This is a genomic window from Streptomyces murinus (assembly GCF_002154555.1).
In the GTDB taxonomy this organism is placed as follows: Bacteria; Actinomycetota; Actinomycetes; order Streptomycetales; family Streptomycetaceae; genus Streptomyces; species Streptomyces murinus.
Genome location: NZ_MUNF01000010.1, coordinates 1 through 9,105, shown reverse-complemented (window position 1 = coordinate 9,105; position 9,105 = coordinate 1). Strand labels below are relative to the sequence as shown.

Genomic DNA, 9,105 nt, shown 5'->3' with positions numbered 1-9,105 from the left:
GCATCGCCGCGTACTGGTTGGACATGTGCTTGAGGTCCCCGGAGGCCATCGAGCCCCAGGTGTGGTGCACCATCACCGTGTCCACGAACCGGCCGCCCCGCATCAGGCGGGGCGGGGCGAGCGGGAACAGGTAGTAGCCGACCAACGCGCCCCCCGTGGTGGCGAAGAGCGCGAGGCGCGCGGCCGCGTACCGGCCCGGATGCCGGCGGTACAGCCACACCAGGACGCCGAGCGTCATGATGAAGTGCAGGGTGGCGTAGTAGTAGTTCATGCCGATGATCAGCCAAGTCACCGCGTTCACGGCGTGGTTGACGGACCGTTCGACATCGATGCCCAGCGTCTGCTCCGCGCGCCAGATCCAGTCCGCGTTGCGCAGCGCCTCGCCCTTCTGCTCGGGCACCGCGTTGCGGATCAGCGAGTACAGCCAGTAACTCACCGCGATCAGAAGGATCTCGAACCAGAGCCGGGGTCTGCGCGGCCGGCGCAGCCGGCCCAGCAGACCTCTCGCGCCGCTGCCGTCCCTGCCCGTGTCGGTCCGGGGACCGGCCGCCTCTTCGCGACCTTCCCACTGCGTCACGGTCGAGTCACTCATAGGCATCAAGTCTGCCAGAAAAGGCTCCGGAGCCCGATCATCCCGAGGCCGGGTCCAACCCCCACCTTCTGCGGGATGCGCAGGAGTTCTACGACATGCGCGGCGGATGTCCTACGACGTGCGCAGCAGATGCGGCGCCGAGGCCGTGGACCCGCGCACCACCAGCTCCGGCATGAACACGAACTCGCTGTGCGGCGCGGGCGTACCGCCGATCTCCTCAAGGAGCGTGCGCACCGCCGCCTGCCCCATCGCCGGGACCGGCTTGCGGACAGTGGTGAGCGGCGGGTCGGTGAAGGCGATCAGCGGGGAGTCGTCGAAACCGACCACGGACACATCCCGCGGCACCTCCAGACCCCGCTGCCGGGCGGCCCGTATGGCGCCGAGGGCCATCATGTCGCTGGCGCAGACCACCGCGGTGCAGTCGCGGTCGATCAGTGCCGTCGCGGCGGCCTGACCGCCCTCCAGGGTGTACAGCGAGTGCTGCACCAGCTCGGTCTCCACCACCTCGGCGCCGAGCCCCAACTGGTCCTGCATCGCCCGCACGAAGCCCTCGATCTTGCGCTGCACGGGCACGAACCGCTTGGGCCCGAGCGCGAGCCCGATCCGGGTGTGCCCGAGCGAGACGAGGTGGGTCACCGCGAGCGTCATCGCGGCGCGGTCGTCGGGGGAGATGAACGGCGCCTGCACCCGCGGCGAGAACCCGTCCACCAGCACGAACGGCACGCCCTGCGCCCGCAGCCGCTCATAGCGCTGCATGTCGGCGGTGGTGTCGGCGTGCAGTCCGGAGACGTAGATGATGCCCGCGACCCCGCGGTCCACCAGCATCTCGGTCAGTTCGTCCTCGGTGGAGCCGCCCGGGGTCTGGGTGGCGAGCACCGGGGTGTAGCCCTGGCGGGTCAGCGCCTGGCCGATGACCTGCGCCAGGGCAGGGAATATCGGATTCTCCAGCTCCGGCGTGATGAGCCCGACCAGACCCTCGCTGCGCTGGCGCAGCCGTACCGGCCGTTCGTAGCCCAGCACATCGAGTGCGGCGAGCACGGACTGGCGGGTGGTGGCGGCGACGCCCGGCTTCCCGTTGAGGACCCGGCTGACGGTCGCTTCGCTCACCCCCGCCTGCGCTGCGATGTCGGCAAGCCGTGTGGTCACGCCACTGGACTGTACCGGTCGTCTCTCGCCTTGCACACCGCTCGGGCGCCGGGTGCGCCCGGTCGTACGACCCCCTGCGGGTTGCTGCCTCATTGCGCTCCCTTGAGTTCGTCGTGGCAAGAGCTTGCAGAGTCTTGCACACGTTCCCGTGCGCCGCTGAGCGGTAACGACGGGGTAACCATCGTGTTCCCTTGCACTTTTTTTCTGCAAGGTCTTTCGCAACGCTTACATCGCTGTTACGTTCCTGGACGCCCGGCCACTGGCAACGGCGCAGTCGGCAAGTCGCAGGGGCGGGCGGGACCGCCCCCTGTACCACTCGGGCTCAACCCTCAAGGAGAACTCATGCGGCGTGGCATAGCGGCCTCCGCGCTGGTGGCGTCCCTCGCCCTCGCGGCGACGGCCTGCGGCGGCGGGAGCAGCGACAGCAAGTCGGACGGGCCGGTGACCATCACCTGGTGGGACACCTCCAACGCCACGAATGAGGCACCGACGTACAAGACCCTTGTGCAGAAGTTCGAAGCTGCGAACAAGAACATCAAGGTCAAGTACGTCAACGTCCCCTTCGACCAGGCGCAGAACAAGTTCGACACCGCCGCGGGTGCCTCCGGCGCCCCGGACGTGCTGCGCTCCGAGGTCGGCTGGACCCCCGCCTTCGCCAAGAAGGGCTACTTCCTGCCGCTGGACGGCACCGAGGCCCTCGCCGACAAGGCCAAGTTCGAGCCGAACCTGATTAAGCAGGCGCAGTACCAGGGCAAGACCTACGGCGTGCCGCTGGTCACCGACACCCTGGCCCTGGTCTACAACAAGGACCTGTTCAAGAAGGCCGGCATCACCACGCCGCCCAAGACCTGGGACGAGCTGAAGTCCGACGCGGCCAAGGTCAAGGACAAGACCGGCCAGGACGGCTACTGGGGCTCCACCGCGGGCTACTACGGCCAGCCCTTCCTCTACGGCGAGGGCACCGACACCGTCGACGTCGCCGCCAAGAAGGTCACCGTCGACTCGCCGGCCGCCAAGAAGGCGTACGCCACCTGGCTGAGCCTGTTCTCCGGCAAGGGTCTGCACAAGGCCGACACCACCGCGGACGCCTACGCGCACATCATGGACGCGTTCTCCAACGGCAAGGTCGCCGCGATCATCCAGGGCCCCTGGGAGAACACGAACATCTACAAGGGCAGCGCCTTCAAGGACAAGACCAACCTGGGCGTCGCGGTCGTCCCGGCCGGTTCCACCGGCAAGGCGGAGGCCCCGACCGGCGGTCACAACCTCGCGGTCTACGCCGGCTCCGACAAGGCGCACCAGGCGGCGGCCCTGAAGTTCGTCAACTTCATGACGTCGGCCTCCTCCCAGGAGACCATCGCCCTGAAGAACGCCACCCTGCCGACGCGTACGGACGCCTACACCGCCAAGGTCACGGCCGACCCGGGCACCGCCGGCTTCCAGCGCGTGCTGTCCGCCGCCCAGCCCCGCCCCTCGCTGCCCGAGTACGGCTCGCTGTGGGCGCCGCTCGACACCGAGCTGCCGAAGATCGCCAGCGGCAAGGAGTCGCTGGACCAGGGTCTGAGCAACGCCGGTACCGCCATCGGCAAGCTGGTCCCCGACTTCAGCAAGTAAGCCCGGACGGCCGCCGGCTGCCTCACCCACGAGGAGGCAGCCGGCGGCCACCGCCCTGTGCCCGGCCATCCTTGAACCATTTGAAGGTGTCGAACCATGACAGTCGCCATCGACCGCGCGACCGGCAAGAGCCGCGGTGACCGCGCGCCTCGGCCAGGGCTGGGGCAGCGCATGAAGAACAGTCTCCAGAAATACTGGTACGCCTACGCGATGATCGCCCCGGTGGTCATCGTGCTCGCCGTGCTCGTCGGCTACCCGCTGGTGCGCGGCTTCTACATCACGCTGACCGACGCCAACAGCCTCAACTCGGCACGCACCATCGGCGTCAACCACATCGCCGCGACCTACAAGTTCGTCGGTCTGGACAACTACAAGAACATCCTGTTCGGCCCGCTGTCCTACGACCGCTTCTGGTCCCATGTGATCTGGACGATCGTCTGGACGGTCGCCTGTGTCACCCTGCACTACACCTTCGGCCTCGGCCTCGCGATGATGCTGAACCAGAAGCTGCGCGGCCGCACCGTCTACCGGGTGCTGCTCGTCCTGCCGTGGGCCGTGCCCACCTTCGTCACCGTCTTCTCCTGGCGGATCATGCTCGCCGACACCGGCGCGATCAACCAGATCCTGCACGCGCTGCACCTGCCGCAGCCGCAGTGGCTGGAGGACACCTTCTGGCAGCGCTTCGCCGCGATCATGGTCAACACCTGGTGCGGTGTGCCGTTCATGATGCTCTCGCTGCTCGGCGGCCTCCAGTCCATCGACACCACCTTGTACGAGGCGGCGAAGATGGACGGCGCCAACTCCTGGCAGCGCTTTAGGCACGTCACCCTGCCCGGGCTGCGCTCGGTCAGCTCCACGGTGGTCCTGCTCGGTGTCATCTGGACCTTCAACCAGTTCGCCATCATCTTTCTGCTGTTCGGCCCGACCAGCGCCCCGGACGCCCAGATCCTCGTCACCTGGGCCTACTACCTGGGCTTCGGCCAGCAGCCGCGTGACTTCGCGCAGTCCGCCGCCTATGGCGTACTGCTGCTGTCGATCGTCACCGTCTTCACCTCCTTCTACTTCCGCTGGCTGAAGCGCAATGACCAGCTCGCCGTCTGACGCCGCAGGAGCCGCCGCCATGAGCACCACCACCCTTGAGAAGCGGGCCGACGCACCGGCCCCCGCCGTGACGCCCGCGGGGCGCGGCCGCCGACCCGGCGAGCGCGGCCCCCTCGGCACCGTCCTGCTGCACGCCGGCCTCATGGTCGCGAGCCTCATCGCCCTGGCCCCGGTGGCCTGGCTGGTCTACCTCTCGCTCGGCCCGGACAAGAACGACTATCTGCACCCGGGCGGCATCGCCGGGAAGATGAGCTTCGCCAACTACAGCTTCGTGCTCCAGCACACGGAGTTCCTCAGCTGGTTCAAGTCCACGATGATCGTGGCCCTCGGCACCACCGTCGTCGGTGTGCTGCTCGCCGCGACCACCGGCTACGCCGTCTCCCGGATGCGCTTTCCCGGCCACAAGCAGCTGATGTGGGTCCTGCTGCTCACCCAGGCGTTCCCGATCGCCGTCCTGATCGTGCCGATGTACCAGATCTTCAGCGACCTGGGCCTCATCGACTCCTACTGGGCGCTGATCCTCGTCAACTGCACCACCGCGGTGCCGTACAGCGCCTGGCTGCTCAAGGGCTACTTCGACACGATCCCGATCGAGATCGACGAGGCGGGCCGGGTGGACGGGCTCACCCCGTTCGGCACCTTCTTCCGGCTGATCCTGCCGCTGGCCCGGCCGGGCCTGGCCGTCGCCGCGTTCTACAACTTCATCACCGCGGTCGCCGAGGTGGCCTTCGCGACCACCTTCATGCTGGACGACTCCAAGTACACCTTCTCCGTCGGCCTGCAGACCTTCGTCAGCGAGCACGACGCCGAGTGGAACTACATGGCCGCCACCGCGGTGCTGATCGCGATACCCGTCTCGCTGTTCTTCTACCTGGTGCAGAAGAACCTCGTCACCGGTCTCACCTCCGGCGGCACCAAGGGCTGACGCCCTTGACGCACTGAGGCTCCCGCGCGTCCGACGCGCGGGTAGGCGGCCGCGGTGTCCCTCCGACCCCGCTGACATCGCGGCCGCCTCGCATCCCGTCCCCCCGGCCCGCCTCCGCCGCCGTACCACACGGGCCATACGCGTCCGTGACCCCACGCGCAATGACCCGAATTCCGTTACCACCAAGGAAGCCATGAGCCAGCAGCACACCGCCGCCCCGGCCACCGACTCCGCCACCGCCACCGTCGCAGGCCACCGCCGCGACTGGTGGCGGGAGGCGGTCATCTACCAGGTCTACCCGCGCAGCTTCGCCGACAGCAACGGCGACGGCATGGGCGACCTGGAGGGCGTACGCTCCCGTCTGCCGTACCTGCGCGACCTCGGCGTCGACGCGGTGTGGCTCAGCCCCTTCTACGCCTCCCCGCAGGCCGACGCCGGCTACGACGTCGCCGACTACCGCGCGGTCGACCCGATGTTCGGCACCCTGCTGGACGCCGACGCGCTGATCCGCGAGGCCCACGGGCTCGGCCTGCGCATCATCGTGGACCTGGTGCCCAACCACTCCTCCGACCAGCACGAGTGGTTCAAGCGCGCCCTCGCCGAGGGCCCCGGCTCCCCGCTGCGGGAGCGCTACCACTTCCGCCCCGGCAAGGGCGCGGCGGGCGAACTGCCGCCCAACGACTGGGAGTCCATCTTCGGCGGCCCGGCCTGGACCCGCGTCACCGAGCCCGACGGCACGCCCGGGGAGTGGTACCTGCACCTCTTCGCGCCCGAGCAGCCCGACCTCAACTGGGAACACCCGGCGGTCGGCGACGAGTTCCGCTCCATCCTGCGCTTCTGGCTGGACATGGGCGTGGACGGCTTCCGCATCGACGTGGCGCACGGCCTGGTCAAGGCCGAGGGCCTGCCCGACCTCGGCTCCGGCGAGCAGCTGAAGCTGCTGGGCAACGATGTCATGCCGTTCTTCGACCAGGACGGCGTGCACGCCATCTACCGGCAGTGGCGCACGATCCTCGACGAGTACGCCGGTGAGCGTATTTTCGTCGCCGAGGCATGGACCCCGACCGTCGAGCGCACCGCCAACTACGTCCGCCCTGACGAGCTGCACCAGGCGTTCAACTTCCAGTACCTGTCGACGGCTTGGGACGCGGCCGAGCTGCGTACGGTCATCGACGGCACCCTGGAGGCGATGCGCCCGGTCGGCGCCCCGGCCACCTGGGTGCTGTCCAACCACGACGTCACCCGGCACGCCACCCGCTTCGCCAACCCGGCGGGGCTCGGCACCCAGATCCGCACGGCCGGCGACCGCGAACTCGGCCTGCGCCGGGCCCGCGCCGCGACCCTGCTGATGCTGGCGCTGCCCGGCTCGGCCTACCTCTACCAGGGCGAGGAGCTGGGCCTCCCGGACGTCGTGGACCTGCCCGACGAGGTGCGCCAGGACCCGGCGTACTTCCGCGGCGAGGGCCAGGACGGCTTCCGCGACGGCTGCCGGGTGCCGATCCCGTGGACCCGCACGGGATCGTCGTACGGCTTCGGCGACGGCGGCAGCTGGCTCCCGCAGCCGCCGAGCTGGGGCGAGCTGAGCGTCGAGGCACAGACCGGGACGGCGGGCTCCACCCTGGAGCTGTACCGCGCCGCCCTCGCCGCCCGCCGCGCCCAGCCCGACCTGGGCGCCGGGGAGACGCTGGAGTGGCTGCGCGCCCCCGAGGGCGTCCTGGCCTTCCGCCGGGGCGAGTTCGTGTGCGTCGCCAACACCACGGGCGAGTCGGTGACGACCCCGGCGTACGGCCGGGTGCTGCTGGCGAGCGGTGAGGTGGCCGAGACCGGTGGCGAGGCGAAGGTGCCCGCCGACACCACGGTGTGGTGGACCGCGGCGGTCTGACGCCCCGTGTGAAATTTCTTGCATCAACTTCTCTACGGCCCGCTGCCTTTTCCGGCAGCGGGCCTTTAACATCTGCGTCACCGCAAGGTTTCTGAAACTTTGCAGCAAGCACCTTCAAGGACGAAGGAACCCCCACATGGTACGCAAGACGCTCTCCGGGGCGGTCGCCCTCGCGGCCGCCGCCCTTGTCATGACCCCGACGACAGCGGACGCCTCCCCGCCCGGCACCAAGGACGTCACCGCCGTCCTGTTCGAGTGGAACTACGCCTCGGTGGCCCGCGAGTGCACCAGCACGCTGGGTCCCGCGGGCTACGGCTTTGTGCAGGTCTCGCCGCCCGAGGAGCACATACAGGGCTCCCAGTGGTGGACCTCGTACCAGCCGGTGTCGTACAAGATCGCGGGCCGGCTCGGCGACCGGACCACCTTCAAGAACATGATCTCCACCTGCCACGCGGCCGGCGTCAAGGTCGTGGTGGACACCGTCATCAACCACATGACCGCGGGCAGCGGCACCGGCACCGGCGGCACGCAGTACACCAAGTACAACTACCCGGGTGTGTACGCGGACTCCGACTTCCACACCTGCCGGACCAACATCAGCAACTACCAGGACCGCTCGAACGTCCAGAACTGCGAACTGTCGGGCCTGGCCGACCTGGACACCGGCGCGGAGCACGTCCGCGCGACCATCGCCGGGTACATGAACGACCTGCTCTCGCTCGGCGCCGACGGCTTCCGCATCGACGCCGCCAAGCACATCGCGGCCGCCGACCTGGCGAACATCAAGAGCCGGCTGACCAACCCGGGCGTCTACTGGAAGCAGGAGGTCATCTACGGCGCGGGCGAGGCCGTCCAGCCCACCGAGTACACGGGCAACGGAGACGTCCAGGAGTTCCGCTACGGCTATGACCTCAAGCGCGTCTTCAACAGCGAGAAGCTCGCCTACCTGAACAACTTCGGCGAGGGCTGGGGCTATATCCCCGGCAACGTGGCCGGTGTCTTCGTGGACAACCACGACACCGAGCGCAACGGCGCCACCCTGAACTACAAGGACGGCGCCAACTACACGCTGGCCAACGTCTTCATGCTGGCCTGGCCCTACGGCTCCCCGGACATCAACTCCGGCTACGAGTGGAGCGACGCGGACGCGGGCCCGCCCAACAACGGCCAGGTCAACGCCTGCTGGCAGGACGGCTGGAAGTGCCAGCACGCCTGGCCGGAGATCAAGTCCATGGTCGCCTTCCGCAACACCACCCACGGCCAGGCGGTCTCCAACTGGTGGGACGACGGCGACAACCTGATCGCCTTCGGCCGCGGCAACAAGGGCTATGTGGTCATCAACCACGAGGGCGCGACGGCCAGTCGCTCCTTCCAGACCTCGCTGCCCGCCGGCACCTACTGCAACGTGCAGAACAACACCACGGTGACGGTCAACAGCACCGGCTGGTTCACGGCCTCGGTCGCCCCGAACACCGCGCTGGCGATCTACGCCGGCAAGTCCTCCTGCTGAACGAGGAGTCGGCCCGCACCGCGCCCCCATGGCGGTGCGGGCCGCGGTATTTGAAATTCCTTGCCGATGCTTTCACGGCTCTTGCTGCAACCCTTTCGCGAAGGATACGGTCACGCGGGCGCCCGGCCTCGAAGCCGAGCCGCGGCGTGGGGTCGGACCCGAACGAGCCGCCATCGCAAGGAGTTCATGCCTGTGATACCGAGATGGCCGACGCCCGCACGGCGTCGCACCACCCACCGCAGGAGAGCCGCGGCCCTCGCCGTCGCCGCGCTCACGGCCGCACTCGTGCAGCCACTGGCCGCGCCCGCCGCGCGGGCCGCCACCCCGCCCCCGCC

At 68.9% G+C, this 9,105-nt stretch carries 7 protein-coding genes; 5 read left to right on the top strand and 2 right to left on the bottom strand.

Translation table 11 applies throughout. The annotated features are described in order from the left end of the window. Both CCN72_RS00990 and CCN72_RS00985 read right to left on the bottom strand, forming a co-directional pair. Positions 1–592, bottom strand: a 592-nt coding sequence (locus CCN72_RS00990) for a phosphatase PAP2 family protein (RefSeq protein ID WP_086805910.1), incomplete at its 3' end; no start/stop codon positions are given. 111 nt (positions 593–703) lie between these two features. Continuing rightward, positions 704–1,738 carry a LacI family DNA-binding transcriptional regulator gene (locus CCN72_RS00985; RefSeq protein ID WP_274506556.1) on the bottom strand — a complete coding sequence of 345 codons (1,035 nt, stop codon included), beginning with the start codon at positions 1,736–1,738 and terminating at the stop codon, positions 704–706. Between the two features lie 342 nt (positions 1,739–2,080). Here CCN72_RS00985 and CCN72_RS00980 point away from each other — a divergent pair, with 342 nt between their 5' ends. From CCN72_RS00980 to CCN72_RS00960, 5 genes are all read left to right on the top strand, one after another. After that, positions 2,081–3,352: an extracellular solute-binding protein gene (locus CCN72_RS00980; RefSeq protein WP_086805909.1), complete on the top strand. Its 1,272-nt coding sequence runs from the start codon at positions 2,081–2,083 to the stop codon at positions 3,350–3,352. 96 nt (positions 3,353–3,448) lie between these two features. Further along, entirely contained in the window at positions 3,449–4,453 is a 1,005-nt protein-coding gene (locus CCN72_RS00975; RefSeq protein ID WP_085564412.1) for a carbohydrate ABC transporter permease, read from the top strand. Between the two features lie 19 nt (positions 4,454–4,472). Continuing rightward, positions 4,473–5,378, top strand: coding sequence for a sugar ABC transporter permease (locus CCN72_RS00970; protein WP_085564411.1), 906 nt, complete (start codon positions 4,473–4,475; stop codon positions 5,376–5,378). 193 nt (positions 5,379–5,571) lie between these two features. Continuing rightward, on the top strand, positions 5,572–7,260 hold the full coding sequence (locus tag CCN72_RS00965; protein ID WP_086805908.1) for a glycoside hydrolase family 13 protein: 1,689 nt from the start codon (positions 5,572–5,574) through the stop codon (positions 7,258–7,260). A gap of 136 nt (positions 7,261–7,396) precedes the next feature. After that, positions 7,397–8,770 carry an alpha-amylase gene (locus tag CCN72_RS00960; RefSeq protein ID WP_202442612.1) on the top strand — a complete coding sequence of 458 codons (1,374 nt, stop codon included), beginning with the start codon at positions 7,397–7,399 and terminating at the stop codon, positions 8,768–8,770. Positions 8,771–9,105 lie beyond the last annotated feature (335 nt).

Coding starts and splice junctions, on each gene's coding strand:
- CCN72_RS00960 (WP_202442612.1), top strand. CDS start 7,397: ATGGTACGCAAGACGCTCTCCGGGGCGGTCGCCCTCGCGGCCGCCGCC.
- CCN72_RS00965 (WP_086805908.1), top strand. CDS start 5,572: ATGAGCCAGCAGCACACCGCCGCCCCGGCCACCGACTCCGCCACCGCC.
- CCN72_RS00980 (WP_086805909.1), top strand. CDS start 2,081: ATGCGGCGTGGCATAGCGGCCTCCGCGCTGGTGGCGTCCCTCGCCCTC.
- CCN72_RS00975 (WP_085564412.1), top strand. CDS start 3,449: ATGACAGTCGCCATCGACCGCGCGACCGGCAAGAGCCGCGGTGACCGC.
- CCN72_RS00970 (WP_085564411.1), top strand. CDS start 4,473: ATGAGCACCACCACCCTTGAGAAGCGGGCCGACGCACCGGCCCCCGCC.